This window comes from Legionella maceachernii, assembly GCF_900167045.1.
Taxonomy (GTDB): Bacteria; Pseudomonadota; Gammaproteobacteria; order Legionellales; family Legionellaceae; genus Tatlockia; species Tatlockia maceachernii.
The window spans coordinates 1-18,913 of record NZ_FUXJ01000016.1 but is presented as its reverse complement, the minus strand read 5'-3'; the positions used below and the strand labels follow the sequence as shown (position 1 = coordinate 18,913).

Sequence of the window (18,913 nt, the reverse complement as noted above, 5' to 3'; positions counted from 1 at the left end):
TTTCATGCACAGCTCTGCAGAACAATTCCATTTTATTGCGCTGTTGGGTAAGATGAATATCGCAATGAATAATAAGGAGAATCCTTTGCCCTGTGATTATCATCAACTTCCTCATTCTGGAATCCGATCCTTAAAGCCCTATATTCCAGGTAAACCCATCGAAGAAGTTGTTCGTGAACACGGCTTAACTGACATCATTAAATTAGCCAGCAACGAAAATCCACTTGGTTGTAGTCCCTTGGTGCTCAACGCCTTGGCAAAACTCTCTCCCACACAAATTGCCAATTACCCTTCACCGTCTAATCATCCATTATTAGGCAAATTGAGTGAAAAACTAGCTATCGATAAGGCGATGTTGATGTTTGGCAATGGCACGGATTCACTCTTTCTCTTTTTATTGATCACCTTTGCCGTACATACAGGAAAGCATATTTTAATTCACGAATACGCTTTTATTTCCTATGAGCTTCAAGCCCAAACATTGGGTATACCAGTATCAAAAATAGCGCTTAACGCGGATTGGCAGGTTGATATTGAGGCTCTAATTAACGCCTGTAATGAGCAAACAGCGCTTATTTTCTTGGCCAATCCCAACAATCCCACAGGCCAACTTATTCCCCTGGAGAAAATTAAGCGACTAATGGCGCGTATTCCTGCTTCAACAATTGTAGTTTTAGACGAGGCGTATTATGAATATGTTTATGGCTCAAGGGATGGAAAGAGTATTGAGTTACTCGCCCACTATCCAAACCTAATTCTTACGCGAACCTTCTCTAAGGCCTATGGACTTGCAGGCTTGCGTTTAGGGTATCTTATTGCAAATCCTCAAATTATCGAATTAGTTCAACGTGTTCAACTCCCATTCATGGTGAACCAAACAGCGCTTACTGCAGCACACGCTGCTCTAGACGATGAGGAGTTTATTCAACGAAGTCTTAAAATGAATACCCAAGGCATGCAACAACTTATTCAAGGTTTTAAGGCATTAAAAATAAAACATCGCCCTTCCCACTGCAATTTTATTACTATTGATTGTCAGATTGACGCGAAAACCATCTACCAAGATCTGCTTAGGTATGGGATTATAGTACGCCCTTTAAGCCAATACGGGTTACCTAACCATTTACGCATCAGCATAGGCAATAGCCAGCAAAACACCCTATTACTGGATAAACTAGCCATTTGTTTATCGAAAACGAAAAAATAAATTTGAGGAGTTGCATCGTGAAAAGTGATTTACGTCAAAAACATTGTGAATCCTGTGAGGGAATTGGCCAAGCCTTGAGTATCGAACAAATTCATAACCTTAGGCCACAACTTCACGAGAATTGGGAAGTTCTAGCGAATAAAGAAATTAAGCGTTCTTTTTCTTTTGCCGATTTTTATGAAACCATGGCTTTTGTGAATGCTTTAGCATGGATAGCTAACAGTGAAAATCATCATCCGGATCTGGAAGTGGGTTATAACTATTGCCATGTGCGCTTTATGACTCACGCGCTGAATGGCTTGACGCATAACGATTTTATTTGCGCAGCTAAGGTAGATGCATTATTGGAGTGAGCTTATCATCCTGAGCGATATAGTGAAGGGCCTCTTGAATACGCTATGCCAAGAGTCGGGAGATCCCTCGCTTATGCTCGGGATGACAAGGGGGTTGTCGTCCTGAGCGTAGCGAAGGATTTCCTTTGGGGTTACTGCCAAGAGTCGGGAGGTCCTTCGCTACCGCTCAGGATGACAAGGGGGGTTGTCGTCCTGAGCGTAGCGAAGGATCTCCTTTGGGGGTTGCTGCCAAGAGTCAGGAGGTCCTTTTTTGCTCGGGATGACAAGGGGTTGTCGTCCTGAGCGTAGCGAAGGATCTCCTTTGGGGGTTACTGCCAAGAGTCGGGAGGTCCTTTTTTGCTCGGGATGACAAGGGATTGTCGTCCTGAGCGTAGCGAAGGATCTCCTTTGGGGGTTACTGCCAAGAGTCGGGAGGTCCTTTTTTGCTCGGGATGACAAGGGATTGTCGTCCTGAGCGTAGCGAAGGATCTCCTTTGGGGTTACTGCCAAGAGTCGGGAGGTCCTTCGCGCTCAGGATGACAAATTTTTTTTTACGGTCTTTCGTCGATCTCTTTTCGTTGAGAAGGAAGAAAATCCTTTCTATCTAACCCCATCCACACTGCAAGAGCGCCTGCAACATAAATGGAAGAATAAGTCCCGATAACGATCCCGATAATGAGCGCTAAAGAAAATCCGCGAATTGTTTCCCCACCGTAAACGAGTAGTGCAACGACAACAAACAAGGTTAAGACGGAAGTCATGATGGTTCTTGACAGCGTTTGGTTAATGGAAATATTCATAATTTCCAGAGGCGTGGCTCGACGAATCTTAATAAAATTCTCACGGACACGATCAAAAACCACAATCGTGTCGTTTAATGAATAGCCAATCACTGCCAGCAAGCCAGCGAGAGCTTTTAAATCAAATTCGATACCCCACAGGGCAAAAATGCCAAGAATTAGCACAGGATCGTGAACCAACGCCACGGCTGAACTTACCGCTAAGCGGTATTCAAATCGCATGGCGATGTAAATCATGGTCGCTAATAAAGAGACAATAACGGCTAAAGCGCCTTTCGTCGCTAATTCTTGCCCCACTTGCGGCCCCACGAAATCAACACGCTGTTTTACTGCTCCTGGTAACTGTTCCATAACTTTATTGACCATGAGGGTTTGATCTTGATCCGCTCGTGGTGCAATGCTAATTAATACGTCTTTGGAAGTTCCGTAGCTAACGACTTGTGCTTCTTTGAAGCCCACTTTATAGAGGCTATCCCTAATGCCATTCAAGTCCGCAGCTTGAGGAAAACTGACTTCAATCTGAGTTCCACCTGTAAAATCGAGTCCCCATTTCAAACCATTAGTCAGTAAAGCAGCAATAGAGACAATAAAAATAAGCGCAGAGAATAAGGCAGTCCACTTGCGTGCGCCCATGAAGTCGATGTTTGAATTTGGATTAAAAAATTCCATCTAAGCCTCGTTTTAAATACCAATCGATAATTTTTTTACATTACGGCTACCGTAATACCAATTTACGATGGCTCGGGTATAAGTGATACTGGTTAGCATCGAGGTGAGTAAACCTAAACAAAGAATTACCGCGAAACCACGCACAGGACCAGTGCCCACAGCAAACAAAATAATACCCACAATCAGTGTTGTGACATTCGCGTCAATAATGGTTGAGAATGCGCGATCGTAACCTGCGTGAATGGCAGCCTGGGGCGATAAGCCATGACGCAACTCTTCGCGTATGCGTTCATAAATCAGCACGTTAGCATCGACAGCCATACCCACTGTTAACACGAAACCTGCGATACCCGGTAAAGTGAGTGTGGCACCAATAATGGACATTAATGCGCTAAGTAAAATTAAATTGATAAATAACGCAATGTTAGCGACTAGACCGAAGAAATGGTAATAGACTAGCATCAGGATCAAGATTAACCCCATCCCTACTTGCAGCGAAACCAAACCCCGGTGAATATTCTCTTTACCTAGTGAAGGGCCCACGGTCCGTTCTTCCACCGGATAAATGACTGCAGGCAATGCACCTGCTCTCAGTAATAGCGCTAAATTACTTGCTTCTTTACTATCAACCAAACCAGTAATTTGGAAACTGTTACCTAAAGCAGTTTGAATAACAGGAGCAGAGATCACACGTTCTTCACGATGGGTCGAGCGCTGCTCTACCCCGTTGATCGTTTGCGTTGTTGTCTTGGTTTCGACAAAAACAATCGCCATTCGCTTACCAATGTTTTCACGCGTAATCTTGGTGAAGAAACTCTCTCCGCCGCCACCCAATTGAACTTGGACTGCAGGCGTCGCAGATTGCTGATCAAAACTTGAAACAGCACTGGTGATTGAATCCCCACTTAAAACAACTTGGCGCTTGAGTAAGATTGGACGCCCATCCATCATATAGAGCTTATCATTGACGGGCACAGCGCCAGTCTGCTTGGCAATTTGCGCATCATTGTCTTGATCCACTAAGTGAAATTCTAGGGTTGCGGTACCACCAAGAATTTGCTTAGCTCGTGCTGCATCTTGGATACCGGGTAAATCAACCCCAACGCGAGTTGCACCTTGTTGTTGCACCACGGCCTCACCAACGCCCAGTTCATTAACCCGATTACGTAGAATACTCATCGTCTGTTCGATGGTATTTTGACGAATTGAATTTAACTCTGTAGGCGATAATGAAATCGTGATAGTACTGGTAATTTCAGATTTAGTTAGGATGGCATCAGGAAATTTTTCCTTAATTTCAGCAGCAGCATTATTCATAATGTCTGGAGAGCGAAAACTAATCTCAATTCCCTTATCGGCGATATAACGAATTCCCGCGTACCGTATGCCCGCTTCGCGCAAATTTTGGCCTATTCCCTTCATTAATCCTTCAAAACGGCGATTAATGACACTATCAACATCGACTTCTAAAAGGAAGTGAACACCACCCCGGAGATCCAACCCTTGTTTCATGGGCTCTGCACCAATGCGATTAAACCATTTTGGTGTGGAAGGAGCAAGATTAAGTGCCACAGTGTATTGAGAACCTAACCCATTTTTAATGAGGTCTCGTGCCACTAGCTGGGTATCGGGCGTGTTAAAGCGAACCTCCAGATGATCACCAGATGCAGTAATGGGATAATGGGGAATTTTGGCGTTATCCAAAAGAGTCTCAACTTGCTGCTTTAACTGTTCTAGATCAACAGAGGCCTGCGATGAAATCTGCACCGCAGGATCTTCGCTGTATAAATTAGGTATCGCGTACATTAGGCCGATTACCGTAATAGCAATCAGCATTAGATTTTTCCAAAGAGGATATTTATTCTGCATGTGCTTTTCCCAGTACCAAACTTAAAGGGATTTTATAGTGCCTTTAGGTAAAACTGCGCTCACTGAGCCACGCTGTAGAGTCACTTCAACGCCTTCAGCAAGAGCCACTTTGATGTATTGTTCATCAATACTCACAACTTTGCCGAGTATCCCGCCTGATGTGACGACTTCATCACCTTTTTTCAAGTTACCCACCATTTCGCGATGTTCTTTTGCGCGTTTATTTTGTGGTCTTATCAGCATAAAATAAAAGATTACAAAAATAGCTGCGATCATGATCAGCGAAAAAGTTCCGTCAGGTTGTGCCGCTGCTGGAGTTGCGGTGCCTGCAGCCATCGCATCACTTATCAAAAAACTCATACCAATCTCCTCAATTCGCTGTTAAATGCCATCCAGAGGCATCTCTTTTTGCTTCCTATACCGATAAAAATAAGGGCCTGTTAGGTAGCGTGACATCATAGCGAGATTTCAACCTCACGTAAATGAAGTCCCGTCCTAAATTTTTCATGTTCAAGGCGATTTTATCTAAACTCAATTCAAAATAGGTCAAATTATTGCTCGGTTGGGCCTTAGTCCAGCCGACTTTGATTCATTTTATTTTTCGCTGAGTTCTATCGATCGCCTCGCTTGTAAATAATTATACTCATTATGTTGAATTAAAAACCGTTGACAAAGCAACGGGGTTTGCACTAATAAATGGTGTAAATAGGCTCTGGTAAGCCCTTGTTCACAAGTAGGACAACCACAAGTTGCATCAATCACGTCATGCTGCTCAGCCATCAGCGGCTCCAGTATAGCAATATCCCCTTGAAGAGTGTAAATTTTGCCCTTGATGGCATCATTGGCTGGTTTATCTGACTCAATTAAACAAAATCCTTGCGCGACTAATTCTTCCAATTGTAATAAATCAAATTCACCTGCCAGGTACACGGATTTCTCCTCGTATTTTTTAACGCATTTTAAAAAATCAGAGAATGGTTTTTTTTGATCATAAGCCAAATAGCAACCAAAATCGGTTACACCCGAAGTGGATGAAATATCATCCTGCGCAATGTATACGTTAAGCCCACTCGGTATTGATTGACTGGATCGTGTGAGGTAAGCCAGAAAACAAGAGGGGAAGATAACGACATCAGGGTTTAATTTTAGAACAATTGAAAAAAGCTCATCCTCGGTGATACGTATCACACTGCCATCAAAATGGGACCGGATGGCATAAATACCACTGTTATCTCTACTTATCAAACTGGCATTGAGAACAAGGGTGCCTTGCCAGCCACAAAAACTTCGCCAATCAGGCAAATCATGCAGCAAGTCCATCCCCGGTTTCATGAGTAGTTCATGCAAATGATAAGATAAGCCTTCGGCTCCTACCTCCTGCCAATTTTTCAACGTTAAACAAGTCCCAGCCTTGGAAGTAACGACAGGGATAAAATAAGTTTTCTTTTTATGCTTCATGAAGGATACCTTTAGCTTAAAGCAAGAGGCTGGCATCGCCATAACTAAAGAAACGGTATTTTTGGGCGATTGCTTCTTGGTACAACATCATTGTTTGTGCATGACCAATAAAAGCCGCAACGAGCATGAGTAGTGTGGATTCCGGTAAATGGAAATTGGTAATGAGCCCATCGCAGATTTGAAACTGATACCCTGGATAAATGAAGATATCCGTATCGCGACTGCAAGGTTTAAGCATACCGTTTTCTGCCGCGCTTTCCAAACTTCGCATCGATGTGGTGCCGACCGCTATCACTCGCTTACCCGCTGCGCGGGTTTCATTGACGATTTGGCAAAGCGCCTCACTCACCGTAAACTGTTCGCTATGCATTTTGTGATCTTTGATCGCATCGGTGCGTACCGGCCGAAAAGTGCCTGCCCCTACATGCAAAGTCGAGTATGCAATATTCACTCCCTTATTTTTCAAGCGTTGAAGTAATGCTTGATCAAAATGCAACCCAGCGGTGGGTGCAGCCACTGAACCTTTATGCAGCGCGTAAACAGTTTGATAACGTTCAGCATCCACTGATTCGTCAGGGCGGTTAATATAAAGTGGCAAGGGGATATGCCCGATTTCTTCTAACATCTGCTCCGCATTACCCAACACCCTACAGTGGTATAAATCATCCACTTTACAAATGACTTTGAGTTGCCAGTCTTTATTCAGATGGATTATCGTATCAGCCTTAGGTGCCTTGCTGGCTTTTATATGCGCCAAAAAGGAATCTTCAGCCAATAAGCGCTCAACCAATAATTCAACCTTCCCCCCGCTTGCTTTATGGCCATGTAATCGGGCTGGGATCACTTTTGAATTATTCATCACTAGCAGATCACCGGGCTGCAAAAAATCAATGATGTCCTTAAATTGACGATGCGTGCAGAGACCTGTTTGACGATCAAAAGCGAGCAGACGAGAATCACTTCGATTCGGTAGAGGGTATTGCGCAATCAATTCTTCGGGTAAGTCAAAATAAAAATCTTGTTTATTCATTTACAACCTGACAACTTGATGGGGGGTATATTATAAATAGTTTGGCTATGCGAGACAAAACCATTTTGCTTTCATTCAATTTTACCCTAACCTTAGAATAATTGGCTTAAAAATAAGGGAATAATTATGTTAGTCACTTTCTCCTGCGATGCTTATGAAAATATCACCATGTTTGGTCACGTAGCAAAACGACTTCTCACCCTGATGGGCCACAGTGGCACTGTTCCAGGTGCCATTGTGGCCGAAGAAGTTCCAGATGCTTTAGCGCGTTTAGAGCAAGGGGTTGCACAATCCAAGCAAAACGAAACCGAAAAATCCCCAACAGCAGAAGATGACTTTCAAGATGACCCTGTAAGCCTGGCTCATAGAGCTTTGCCATTAATCAATATGCTCAAAGCAGCGAGTAAAAATAGATGTAATGTGATGTGGAAATGATAAATCTTAATGACGATACTCTATATACTCGTGATCTTTCAAAACGCTATTTTTGGTCTATTGCTTTTTCCGCCCGGGACTATTTTAAAAACTCCCAATAAGGGTTGCTATTACTCGTTTTTAAAATAGTCCCAGCCAAAAAAAACAAGTCGTCCAAAAACTAGCATTTTGAAAGATCACGGGTATATATCCTGTGCTAAAATAGCGACAGTAAATTTTTTTGTACTTAAACCATGTTATCTTTAAATCAAGTTACTCTTTCTCGCGGTAATAAAGTCCTGCTCGATAAAGCAAATGTAACGATCTATGAAAAACAAAAAGTTGGCTTAGTAGGTTATAACGGTTGTGGAAAATCCAGCTTATTTAGTTTGATTTTAGGTGAACTAACTGCTGATACCGGTGAATGTTTAATTAATCCGCAATTGCGTATTAGCCATCTCTCTCAGCAATTACCTGAGAATACTGAGCCCGCACTCCAATTTGTCCTTTCAGGGGATGAAGAATACATCACTTTGCTTGCACGTTTGGCCCAAGCAGAAACAGAGGGTAATGGCGGTGTAGTCTTGGCTTGCCATGAACGCCTCACTCAGACATCAGGTTACAGTAAACCCGCAAAAGCAGCGACCATTATGGCAGGATTAGGTTTTAAAGCCGAAGAACAAAATCTTCCTGTCAATAGCTTTTCAGGGGGCTGGCGCATGCGATTGAATCTTGCACGCTGCTTAATGAATCCGGCAGACCTCTTATTACTTGATGAACCCACGAACCACTTAGATATGGAAGCCATTTTTTGGCTGGAAAAATGGCTTAAGCAAAGCCCCAGCAGCATTATTTTGATTTCCCATGATCGCGAATTTCTGGATGCTTTTGTGACTCATATTGTTCATATAGAGCAACAAACCATCAATTTATACAGTGGTAACTACAGCCGTTTTGAACAAACACGCGCACAACAACTGGCTTTGCAACAACTGGTGTACGAGAAGCAGCAGCAAAAAATAAATCATCTCATGACCTATGTGAATCGATTTCGTGCCAAAGCGTCGAAAGCTAAACAAGCTCAAAGTCGACTGAATGCGATTGCCAAAATGGATATTGTTGCCCAAGCGCAAGTGGATTCTCCTTTTTCTTTTCAGTTTTACCCTTGTTCCCGTGCCGGCAACCCACTCATTCGCTGTGATCACGTATCAGCGGGTTATGAGGATAAGGCAGCCGTATTAAATAGAATCAACTTGGTTCTCAACCCAGGTGATAGGATTGCTTTGCTCGGCCCCAATGGCGAAGGAAAGTCAACCTTAATTAAAACATTAACCGGTGCCCTTCCCCCTCTGTCTGGAACTATCCATCGCTCTCCAAATTTACAAATTGGTTATTACGCCCAACACCAATTGGACGAATTGGATTATCAATTGAGCCCTGTAGAAACCATTCAAGCGTTATCTCCTGAAACCAGAGAACAAACCATTCGTGATTATTTGGGCGGATTTAATTTCATTGGTGACATGGCACTAAAGCCTATCCATCATTTCTCAGGGGGAGAAAAAGCAAGGTTAGCTTTAGCCAAATTAGTCTGGTTAAAACCAAATCTCTTGCTGCTTGACGAACCCACCAACCACCTTGATCTTAACATGCGTTCAGCCATAGAAATTGCGCTGCAAAGTTATGAAGGTGCTCTTATATTGATTTCTCATGATCGCCATCTTTTGCGCACAACCGTGGACGATTTTTATCTGGTTTATCAGCAGCACGTTAAGCCTTTCAAAGGTGATTTGGAAGATTATCACCAGTGGTTACAAAACAGGGAATCAAACAAAGAAGTGCCACAAGCTCCCAACACCAATTCCTATCGAGAGAAAAAAACCTTACAAAATCGTATAAAGAAACTGGAACAAACGGTGGATTTATTGCACCAACGCCTCCTTAAACTAGATGAGACCTTAGCGGATTTAACGCTTTATGAAGACGGACAACAACAAAAATTGCAAACATTACTGCAACAACAAAACACCCTGCAACAAGAGTCAGCACAGGCTGAGGAAGAATGGCTAGAAGCTGTCAATGCTCTGGAAGAGTTAAATTAGCAGTGGTTGAGCCTCGCCCTAACCAATTCGCCTATGATTATCCTTTGTTTCTTAATACCTCTTCCTTACGCCCTGCGGCTTGTCCGTGAAGTCTAGCCTTTTAGCGCAGGACAAGCCGCAGGAGATCGAGAACTGAGTTGGACTGGTTTTCAAGGGTGTGTAGAAGATTCAGTATGATCAGGTAGCGCTAAGGCCAACCTACTTGATTTAAATAAAAATTCACTCTTTTAAAATCCGACTATACTTTAATTTAATGTCCCGTATGTTAGGTCATTCAATGAGAAAGGAACTTATCCAGGCCTTTAAAATCGTGCGTCAGCAAACTGAGAATCTTTGTCAACCACTGACGATTGAAGATTATGTCATTCAGAGCATTGAAGACGTCAGTCCACCTAAATGGCATTTGGCACACAGCAGTTGGTTCTTCGAAATATTTATTCTTAAGCATTGGTTGGCCAACTACCAACCGTTCGACTCCTCTTTTCATTATTTATTTAACTCTTATTATCAAGCGATTGGTCATCCCTATCCACGGGCGAAACGTGGTTTATTATCAAGACCGACAGTGGAAACCATTTATGCCTATCGCAACCACGTTGATGTCCATATGCTAAGTTTGCTAGAAGAGATATCAGACCTACAGCTTAATGAAATTCAACCCTTGGTAATACTTGGACTTCATCACGAACAGCAACACCAAGAACTCTTGTTAATGGATATTAAACATAATTTTTCTCATGACCCCAATTTTCCTATTTACCAATCCCATCCACTGCAAGCCTCTCCTTCTCTCACCCCGGCCAAACTAAGTTTTGTTGATATGGAAGGGGGAATTGTTGAAATCGGCTACCGTGGAGAAAATTTTTGTTTTGATAACGAACGTCCGTACCACAAAACCTACTTAACACCCTATGCTATCGCTTCTCGATTAGTCACTAATGAAGAATATTTGGAATTTATTGAAGCTGGGTGTTATAAAGAGCCTCGCTGGTGGCTCTCCGATGGATGGGATTGTGTTATAAAGAACCATTGGCAAGCCCCCTTATATTGGCATAACCAGGATAATGAGTGGCATCTTTTTAGTTTGCATGGACTCATTCCATTAAATCCCGCAGAACCTGTCAGTCACATGAGTTATTACGAGGCTGATGCCTATGCAAGATGGCGTGGAGCAAGATTGGCTTCAGAAGCAGAATGGGAACATTTTGTTCGCTTTAAAAACATCACACCTCACCATAATAATTTCATGGAAAAAGGTCTATTCCATCCCGAATCAGCACTCCAAAATCAAGCACAACCTCAACAATTTTTTGGTGATTTATGGGAATGGACATCAAGCCCTTACCAACCCTATCCAGGCTATGCGCCTCTAGAGGGTGCATTAGGTGAATACAATGGCAAATTTATGGCTAACCAAATGGTACTACGAGGAGGATGTTGCGCTACACCGGAATCGCACATTAGGGCAAGTTATCGCAATTTTTTTCAACCAGAAAAACGCTGGCAGTTTGGCGGAATTCGCTTAGCGAAGGATAATTAGAGGGGAAAACCATGTCTGCTAAATTTAAAACTCTAGCTGTCGATGACGTCAACTTTTTTCATGATGAAAAACAAGAATTTGCTCATGATGTTCTCGTTGGTTTTTCAAAAGCGCATAAAGAAATCAATTCGAAATATTTTTACGACGAATACGGCAGCGAACTGTTTAACCAAATTACCCATCATCCTGATTATTATCTGACTGATTGCGAATTGGAAATTTTGGACCACTATAAAAAGGATTTATCCCTCTTATTAAAAAATGAAGAATTTAATCTTATTGAATTAGGCCCTGGTGAAGGAATAAAAACACGTCTACTTATCGATTATTTTTTGACTGACCATTTATCTTTTAGCTACTACTCCATCGATATTTCAAAGAAATACCTCACTCAAATCATCGAGCAGTTTAATCAGCAACTCCCTCATCTTGAGACCGTAGCCCTAAATGCGGATTATTTGAATGGCATAAAATGGTTAAGTTCTACTTCTAAAAAGCGCAATTTGGTGTTGTTTTTAGGCTCAAGCATAGGCAATTTTGATTTGAATTCCACAAAAGAATTTTTAGGTATGACGAGAAATTTTCTTCATCCAGGCGACTATGTCTTTATAGGTTTTGATCTACTTAAAGACATTGATGTGCTAATGCAAGCCTATAATGATCGGGGTGGAATTACCCGAGAATTTAACTTAAATCTTTTAAGACGTATGAATCATGAGCTCGGAGCCAACTTCAATATTGAATCGTTTTATCATTATGGCACATACAATGTTTATTTAAAAAGAATGGAGAGCTATCTCGTCAGCAATAAAGCGCAGATTGTTTATATTGAGGCTTTAAAAAAAGCATTTAAATTTAAAGAATTTGAAGCAATTCACGTGGAGTCGTCGCATAAATACACTTTTTCCAAAGTCTCTAAATTGGCCCGCACCACAGGATTTGAAATTGTCAGAAATTTTACTGACTCGAAGCAATATTTTCTGGATTCTTTGTGGCGTGCGGTTTAAACAGCAGATCACACTAAAAGAAAGCCTTCGGGCAATTGAATTCTAATGTGATCACTATCCTTTATTGCCTTTTCATCAAAGAAAGACTCTCGTTCTGCTATCTTGTAGCAGACCTCTATTCGTACAGCGCGGGAAGCGCCTTCATGATTGGGTTTAATTTTTTTGGAATTAGACTTATCAGAAGATGACATACAAACAAATCCTATAGACGGCTAAAAAGACATACTATACCATATTTAGGTATTGTTGGTGATATAATAATCAATTAATTTATTTATTGGGCTAAAAGTTGACTCTCATGATTTCTGATCAGCGACCCTTATCTCTGCGTTCATATGCAACAGAGCATTGTAGCCATAGCCACGATTTTGCTCAACTTGTTTTACCTATTAACGGCATTATGGAACTTAAAAACGGTGTTTATTCAGGTGTTGTCCATAGCAACACTGCCGCCTTTATCGCACCTGGTGCGATCCATTGTTTTGCCGCTAGCCGAGAAAATCTGTTTTTGATTGCCGACCTGACGACACCGAACGCTTTGTTTAATGCAAATTTGGTTCCGGCGTTTCTCACGTTAACCACCACTACTCTAAAATTCTTGCATTTTACGCAAAGCTACTTGTTGCAAGAAGAGAAGGATAGTTTTTCCGATTATTTAATACAAAACCTGTTATTCAAATTGGTCTCGCAAGTTTTAGCACCAGTGCTCGATAATAAAGTATTATTAGTGAAACAGTGGATCGACAACCACATTGCAGCGCCTATTCATATCGAGGGGCTAACACAGCTCTGTCATCTCAGCATTAGCCAATTGCAACGACGATTTAAAAAAATGACAGGGCAAACGATTGCAGACTACTGGCGAAAGAAAAAACTTTTGCGAGCGCAATTGCTTCTTAGCACAGAGAACCTTTCGATCGCCTCAATTGCTTATCAAATTGGCTACGAAAATCTAGCTGCCTTTAGCCGAAGTTTTACACAAGCCTTCGGTCAAACGCCCTCTCAATGGCGTGAGATGACGCTGAATGCAAACACTATGCGCAAAAAAGATAAGCATCCTTTTCTGGATAACTGATATGCTTTTGCAGGAAATCCGCATTTTGGCTGAGAGTTATTATGTTAAAAAACAGAAGCTATTCTTTTCTACAAGGAATTTGTTTCCTTATCCTTGCACAACTCATGGTCGGGCTGAATATTGTTTTCTCCAAATGCCTTGTCTCTTCATTGCCTCTTCTTTTTATTCTCACACTGCGTTTTGTCCTAGCTGCTTTCATTCTTTTCCCACTCCACTGGCTAACCCCTGCGAAGCGACTTAGTCTTCGCCACCATTTTTCGCAACTTAACCGCCAAGATTGGTATTTTATTTTTGCACAGGCTTTGACTGCAGGTGTGCTATTCAATTGCCTTATGCTTCTGGGATTACACTATACCGACGCTAATGTTGCTGGCATTATCACCAGTGCCTTACCTGCCACCATTGCATTGATGTGTTGGCTCATTCTTAAAGAGCAGATCTCCAAGAAAAAAGGGGGTTGTATCCTCTTTGCAACGCTTGGGCTTTTAGTGATTGCATGGGATAAATGGCATAAGATTGGCTTACATCATTCTTTTTTTGGCGATGCCATTATCTTACTCTCCCTGCTTCCTGAAGCCACTTATTATGTGTTGTGTAAGCTTCATGTTAATCGGCTCCCAGTTTTTTTAATTTCGTCGGTGATTAATGCGATTAATGCCGTTATTTTACTTTTCTTTATTCCTTTTTTTTCCTTTAATCCTTTAATGCTCTTTGCCTCAACCTGGTTAATTCTTATCTTCCTGGGTTTAAGCTCGGGTTTATTCTATGTTTTCTGGTATTTTGGCGCACGACGCGTCGATGGAACCATGGCCTCACTTTCGACAGCGATTATGCCGGTAGCGACCGTGATGCTTGCTTGGTTAATCCTTGGAGAGCAGTTGAGTTACTTACAAGGTCTAGGAATGGGGTTAGTCATTTTATCCATTGCAGTTTATGCAAGACGCACTTAATTCTATTTTCCCGTTGGTCTATCTTTCTTAACTAAATGCCTCAAAAACAAAAACCCGCCAAAAGGCGGGTTTTAAGTTTTGAGCAAAATGGAAGGCTTACATCATGCCGCCCATACCGCCCATTCCACCCATGCCGCCCATATCACCAGCGCCCATAGGTTCTTCTTTCTTAGGTAGATCAGCAACCATACACTCAGTAGTCAGCATTAAGCTAGCAACAGAAGCTGCGTTTTGTAATGCAGTACGAGTTACTTTAGTTGGATCTAAAATACCCATCTCAACCATATCACCGTATTCGCCAGTAGCTGCGTTGAAACCAAAGTTATCTTTGCTTTCAGCCACTTTGTTAACGATGACAGAAGGCTCGTAACCAGCATTTGCTACGATTTGGCGAAGAGGAGATTCGATCGCACGGCGTAGGATATTAATACCCATGTCTTGATCAGCATTTTCGCCTTTCAAGCCGTCTAATGCTTTTTGCGCACGAATTAATGCGACACCACCACCCGCAACAATGCCTTCTTCTACTGCAGCACGAGTTGCATGGAGAGCGTCTTCTACACGAGCTTTTTTCTCTTTCATTTCGATTTCAGTGGCAGCACCTACTTTAATAACTGCAACACCGCCAGCTAATTTCGCAACGCGCTCTTGTAATTTTTCGCGATCGTAATCGGAAGTGGTTTCTTCCATTTGAGCACGAATTTGCGTAATACGCGCATTGATGTCCGCTGCTTTGCCTTCACCATCAATGATGGTAGTGTTTTCTTTGGTCACAACAACGCGTTTTGCAGTGCCTAAGCTGTCGAGAGTAGCACTTTCTAAGCTAGTACCTACTTCTTCAGAAATCACTTCACCTGCAGTGAGGATAGCAATGTCTTGTAACATCGCTTTACGACGGTCACCGAAACCAGGTGCTTTCACTGCGCATACTTTAACAATACCACGCATGTTGTTAACTACTAGAGTAGCTAATGCTTCACCTTCCACATCTTCAGCAACGATCAACAGAGGACGTCCTGATTTAGCAACCCCTTCCAATACGGACAACATGTCACGAATGGTTGAGATTTTTTTGTCAACCAAGAGGATATAAGGATGCTCAAGCTCAGCACTCATGTTTTGCTGATTGTTGATGAAGTAAGGAGAAATATAACCACGATCAAACTGCATCCCTTCAACAACAGCTAATTCGTTTTCAAGGCTATTGCCATCTTCAACAGTAATAACGCCTTCTTTCCCTACTTTTTCCATTGCTTCAGCGATGATAGAGCCGATTGCTTGATCAGAATTCGCAGAAATGGTACCTACTTGTGCAATTGCTTTGCCATCTTTGCAAGGCTTAGACATGTCTTGCAATTTTTTGGTTACAGCAGCCACTGCTTTATCAATACCGCGTTTCAAATCCATTGGGTTCATACCCGCTGCAACCGCTTTGTGGCCTTCTACCACGATAGCGCGTGCTAATACAGTAGCAGTAGTGGTACCGTCACCAGCCGCATCAGAAGTTTTAGCAGCCACTTCTTTCACCATTTGGGCGCCCATATTTTTGAAGCGGTTTTCAAACTCAATTTCTTTTGCAACAGAAACACCATCTTTTGTTACAGTAGGTGCACCAAATGATCTTTCCAGAACAACATTACGTCCACTTGGACCCATTGTTGCTTTAACTGCATCAGCCAATGCGTTTACACCAGCAAGCATTTGTTGACGAGCATCGTCGCCAAAACGTAATTCTTTAGCCATTCTTACAGTCTCCTTAATCTAAAATTACTTCTCAATCACGCCCATGATGTCATCTTCACGCATCACAACCACTTCTTGGCCGGATATCTTGACTTCTGTACCAGAGTATTTACCAAACAGAACGACATCACCCACTTTAACGGCTAAGGCACGAAGATCACCGTTTTCCAGCACTTTACCAGGGCCAACTGCAATGATTTCACCACGCATTGGTTTTTCGGTAGCGCTATCTGGAATAACAATACCACCTGCTGTGGTACGCTCTTCTTCCATACGACGAACAACAACACGATCGTGTAAAGGACGAATTTTCATACTTGTTCTCTCCTGATTTTAATTATCGCCTATAATTCTCAGAGTAAGCTCTGACTTTTTAGCTCTGCACCGCTCGATGCATTGCTGATGACATGCCAAATGGGGTCAACAATGCAACTTTCAAGGGGAAAAGTAAAAAAAATTTTGGTTTTTTTTATTCTGGGAACTACAATGGTCACCTATTTTACAGACAAGAAAGGCATACCATGAAGAAATGGTTTTTATTTATACTATTCTGGATTGCTTCCATTGTTAGCTATGCTACACCGCTTCCCGCCTCCGAAGTCTTTCAAGTTGAAACAAAACGGGTGGATCCGAACACTTTTGTCATCAATTGGCAAGTGAAACCCGGTTATTTCCTTTATCGTGATCGCATTAAATTAACCGAAGAATCCAATAGCAATACACATTTAGGAACGATTCGTTTTCCTGCCGCAACCCAAAAAACTGATCAGCAGGGACGAGTGTACACCGTCTATCGCAACCAGCTTTCTTTGCCTGTAGCAATTCTCGGCGAACAACCCGGAGAAAGTCTCATTAATGTACAATTCCAAGGCTGTGCCGATGATGGTTTTTGTTACCCGCCCGAAACCAAACAAATTAAACTAACCATTGATAAGAACCTGGCATTGAGTGATGTGAGCATGGAAACCAATGCTCTAGAAGCACAACAAGCGACAGTACCAGAGCAACCCAATGACAAAAATGACCCAATAGAAACGGTTTTTCTTGATCATCATTGGGCCATTGTCATTCTGAGCTTCTTTGGTTTTGGCTTACTCCTCTCTTTTACGCCCTGCGTCTTACCCATGGTACCGGTGCTCTCAGGGATTATTGTTGGTCATGGGCACGATCTATCTCTCCGCAAAGCCTTTCTACTTTCTTTAAGTTACGTCCTAAGCATGTCACTTACTTATGCAATAGCAGGAGCTCTTGTCGCGAAGATTGGCAGTAACTTGCAAGTAGTGATGCAAACCTCTTGGGTCATTGGTCTATTTAGCCTGGTCTTTATCCTGCTAGCGCTATCCATGTTTGGATTCTATGACTTGCGTTTACCTGTTTCTTGGCAAGCCAAATTAGCCCATGTGAGCCAGAGTCAATCAAGCGGCCATTACATTAGTGCTGCCATTATGGGCTGTCTATCCACGCTCATTTTATCGCCTTGCGTGACTGCACCGCTCATTGGGGCTTTAGGTTACATTGCCCACACTGGGGACACTGTCTTGGGGAGTTCTGCTTTATTTTTTCTAGGCCTTGGTATGGGAACACCGCTCCTAGTCATTGGTATCTCGGCAGGAAAATGGCTGCCGAAAGCGGGTAAATGGATGAATGCGGTTAAGTCATTTTTTGGTGTCTTATTACTCGCTGTCGCTCTATTCCTTTTAGAGCGTATTCTACCTGGGCCTTTGAGTATGGCTTTATGGGCAAGTCTGCTTGTTTTCTCAGGCATTTATTGCGGAGCACTTACTCGCGCTCTGACTAACTTGGATAAATTCCGCCAAGGGTTCGGCATCATTTTGCTGGTTTATGGTTTATTGGTTTTAATAGGTGCCAGTATGGGAGCAACCAATCCTTTGCAACCCTTAGCCAGTTTACAAATTGCGAATACGGCAACAGTAACAACACCCAATAAAACTGTAAAAACTCTATCCGGATTGCAAAAAGCAATTGCTAAGGCCAAGGGCAAACCCATTTTGCTCGATTTTTATGCTGATTGGTGCACCTCTTGTAAGCTGATGGAATCCACCGTTTTCAACGACCCTCAAGTCAAAGAAGCATTAAAAGACTTTATTGTGGTCAAGGTGGATATCACAGAAAACAGAGCACAAGAGAGAGCGCTACTGAGTCAATTTAATGTCGTTGCTCCCCCTACTTTTTTATTCCTTAATGGGCTAGGAAACGAGCTAACCCATTTACGGCTGGTGGGAGAAATGTCACCGAATGAATTGATCACTCAGTTAAATTTGGCTTTAAGCTCTTTTGCTATTTCCAAAGAATAATCTCAGGGATTAACGTTTTTTCTTTTACTCATAACAAATAAATGAACACATTACTACGTATTAAATCTCTTTATGATTGATTAGGGTCTGTTGACAATTCACCTGCCGCCTACGTGCCGCGGCTTGTCCGCGGCATCCATTCGATCTAAATCATTGGCAAATTTCTTCATACAGGTCACGCCATTCAGGGTTTAGTTTCTCTATTAAATTTATTTTCCATTGTCTTGGCAATTTTTGAAACGTTTTTCACGTCGTGCTGCTTCAACGTATAATTCATGTGCTTCATAATAGACCAGCATATGTACGTTATACTGAGCAGTGAAACCAGGAATGACTTTATTTTTGTGTTCCCAAGTTCGTTTAATGATGTCTGACGTAGAGCCTACGTAAAGAGTACCATTA

17 protein-coding genes and 1 pseudogene are annotated in these 18,913 nt (G+C 42.2%); 9 read left to right on the top strand and 9 right to left on the bottom strand.

The features are described 5' to 3' along the window. Positions 1 to 85 precede the first annotated feature (85 nt). Entirely contained in the window at positions 86 to 1,207 is a 1,122-nt protein-coding gene (gene hisC / locus B5D33_RS13080; protein WP_115304962.1) for a histidinol-phosphate transaminase, read from the top strand. Between the two features lie 17 nt (positions 1,208 to 1,224). Further along, entirely contained in the window at positions 1,225 to 1,560 is a 336-nt protein-coding gene (locus B5D33_RS13075) for a 4a-hydroxytetrahydrobiopterin dehydratase (RefSeq protein ID WP_058451992.1), read from the top strand. A gap of 530 nt (positions 1,561 to 2,090) precedes the next feature. Here B5D33_RS13075 and secF read toward each other — a convergent pair. The 5 genes from secF to queA form a co-directional block, all read right to left on the bottom strand. Further along, a complete protein-coding gene (gene secF / locus B5D33_RS13065; protein WP_058451775.1) occupies positions 2,091 to 3,008 on the bottom strand; it encodes a protein translocase subunit SecF in 918 nt (305 codons plus the stop codon). 12 nt (positions 3,009 to 3,020) lie between these two features. After that, positions 3,021 to 4,877 (bottom strand): protein translocase subunit SecD, encoded by a 1,857-nt coding sequence (gene secD, locus B5D33_RS13060; protein WP_058451776.1) that lies wholly within the window; start codon positions 4,875 to 4,877, stop codon positions 3,021 to 3,023. 21 nt (positions 4,878 to 4,898) lie between these two features. After that, positions 4,899 to 5,237: a preprotein translocase subunit YajC gene (gene yajC / locus B5D33_RS13055; protein WP_058451777.1), complete on the bottom strand. Its 339-nt coding sequence runs from the start codon at positions 5,235 to 5,237 to the stop codon at positions 4,899 to 4,901. A 234-nt stretch (positions 5,238 to 5,471) separates the two neighbouring features. Next, positions 5,472 to 6,335 carry a tRNA guanosine transglycosylase family protein gene (locus B5D33_RS13050; protein WP_058451778.1) on the bottom strand — a complete coding sequence of 288 codons (864 nt, stop codon included), beginning with the start codon at positions 6,333 to 6,335 and terminating at the stop codon, positions 5,472 to 5,474. A 16-nt stretch (positions 6,336 to 6,351) separates the two neighbouring features. Further along, positions 6,352 to 7,365, bottom strand: coding sequence for a tRNA preQ1(34) S-adenosylmethionine ribosyltransferase-isomerase QueA (gene queA, locus B5D33_RS13045; RefSeq protein ID WP_058451779.1), 1,014 nt, complete (start codon positions 7,363 to 7,365; stop codon positions 6,352 to 6,354). Between the two features lie 126 nt (positions 7,366 to 7,491). Here queA and B5D33_RS13040 point away from each other — a divergent pair, with 126 nt between their 5' ends. The 4 genes from B5D33_RS13040 to egtD all read left to right on the top strand — a co-directional run bounded on the left by B5D33_RS13040 (position 7,492) and on the right by egtD (position 12,428). Continuing rightward, positions 7,492 to 7,800 (top strand): DUF1840 domain-containing protein, encoded by a 309-nt coding sequence (locus B5D33_RS13040; protein WP_058451780.1) that lies wholly within the window; start codon positions 7,492 to 7,494, stop codon positions 7,798 to 7,800. Between the two features lie 233 nt (positions 7,801 to 8,033). Next, positions 8,034 to 9,881 (top strand): ABC-F family ATP-binding cassette domain-containing protein, encoded by a 1,848-nt coding sequence (locus tag B5D33_RS13035; protein ID WP_058451781.1) that lies wholly within the window; start codon positions 8,034 to 8,036, stop codon positions 9,879 to 9,881. A 277-nt stretch (positions 9,882 to 10,158) separates the two neighbouring features. Then, a complete protein-coding gene (egtB, locus tag B5D33_RS13030) occupies positions 10,159 to 11,421 on the top strand; it encodes an ergothioneine biosynthesis protein EgtB (protein ID WP_202972388.1) in 1,263 nt (420 codons plus the stop codon). Positions 11,422 to 11,432: 11 nt separating this feature from the next. After that, positions 11,433 to 12,428 carry an L-histidine N(alpha)-methyltransferase gene (gene egtD, locus B5D33_RS13025; RefSeq protein WP_058451783.1) on the top strand — a complete coding sequence of 332 codons (996 nt, stop codon included), beginning with the start codon at positions 11,433 to 11,435 and terminating at the stop codon, positions 12,426 to 12,428. A gap of 8 nt (positions 12,429 to 12,436) precedes the next feature. Here the strand turns inward: egtD and B5D33_RS13020 are convergent, their stop codons facing one another. Next, complete coding sequence (locus B5D33_RS13020) at positions 12,437 to 12,619, bottom strand: hypothetical protein (RefSeq protein ID WP_058451784.1); 183 nt, start codon at positions 12,617 to 12,619, stop codon at positions 12,437 to 12,439. A gap of 107 nt (positions 12,620 to 12,726) precedes the next feature. Here B5D33_RS13020 and B5D33_RS13015 point away from each other — a divergent pair, with 107 nt between their 5' ends. Both B5D33_RS13015 and B5D33_RS13010 read left to right on the top strand, forming a co-directional pair. Next, positions 12,727 to 13,503 carry an AraC family transcriptional regulator gene (locus B5D33_RS13015; protein ID WP_058451785.1) on the top strand — a complete coding sequence of 259 codons (777 nt, stop codon included), beginning with the start codon at positions 12,727 to 12,729 and terminating at the stop codon, positions 13,501 to 13,503. Positions 13,504 to 13,544: 41 nt separating this feature from the next. After that, positions 13,545 to 14,453 (top strand): DMT family transporter, encoded by a 909-nt coding sequence (locus B5D33_RS13010; protein ID WP_058451786.1) that lies wholly within the window; start codon positions 13,545 to 13,547, stop codon positions 14,451 to 14,453. Positions 14,454 to 14,549: 96 nt separating this feature from the next. On the opposite strand, the gene groL is transcribed toward B5D33_RS13010, so the two are convergent. Both groL and groES read right to left on the bottom strand, forming a co-directional pair. Beyond that, the gene (gene groL, locus B5D33_RS13005; RefSeq protein ID WP_058451787.1) at positions 14,550 to 16,196 is read right to left on the bottom strand and encodes a chaperonin GroEL; all 1,647 of its coding nucleotides are present in this window, start codon (positions 16,194 to 16,196) and stop codon (positions 14,550 to 14,552) included. Between the two features lie 24 nt (positions 16,197 to 16,220). Then, positions 16,221 to 16,511 (bottom strand): co-chaperone GroES, encoded by a 291-nt coding sequence (gene groES, locus B5D33_RS13000; RefSeq protein WP_058451788.1) that lies wholly within the window; start codon positions 16,509 to 16,511, stop codon positions 16,221 to 16,223. A gap of 206 nt (positions 16,512 to 16,717) precedes the next feature. Between groES and dsbD the strand changes: the two genes are divergently transcribed. Next, positions 16,718 to 18,511: a protein-disulfide reductase DsbD gene (dsbD, locus tag B5D33_RS12995; RefSeq protein ID WP_058451789.1), complete on the top strand. Its 1,794-nt coding sequence runs from the start codon at positions 16,718 to 16,720 to the stop codon at positions 18,509 to 18,511. Between the two features lie 150 nt (positions 18,512 to 18,661). Here the strand turns inward: dsbD and B5D33_RS16390 are convergent. Beyond that, positions 18,662 to 18,913: pseudogene (locus tag B5D33_RS16390) on the bottom strand (GIY-YIG nuclease family protein); the annotation flags it as partial.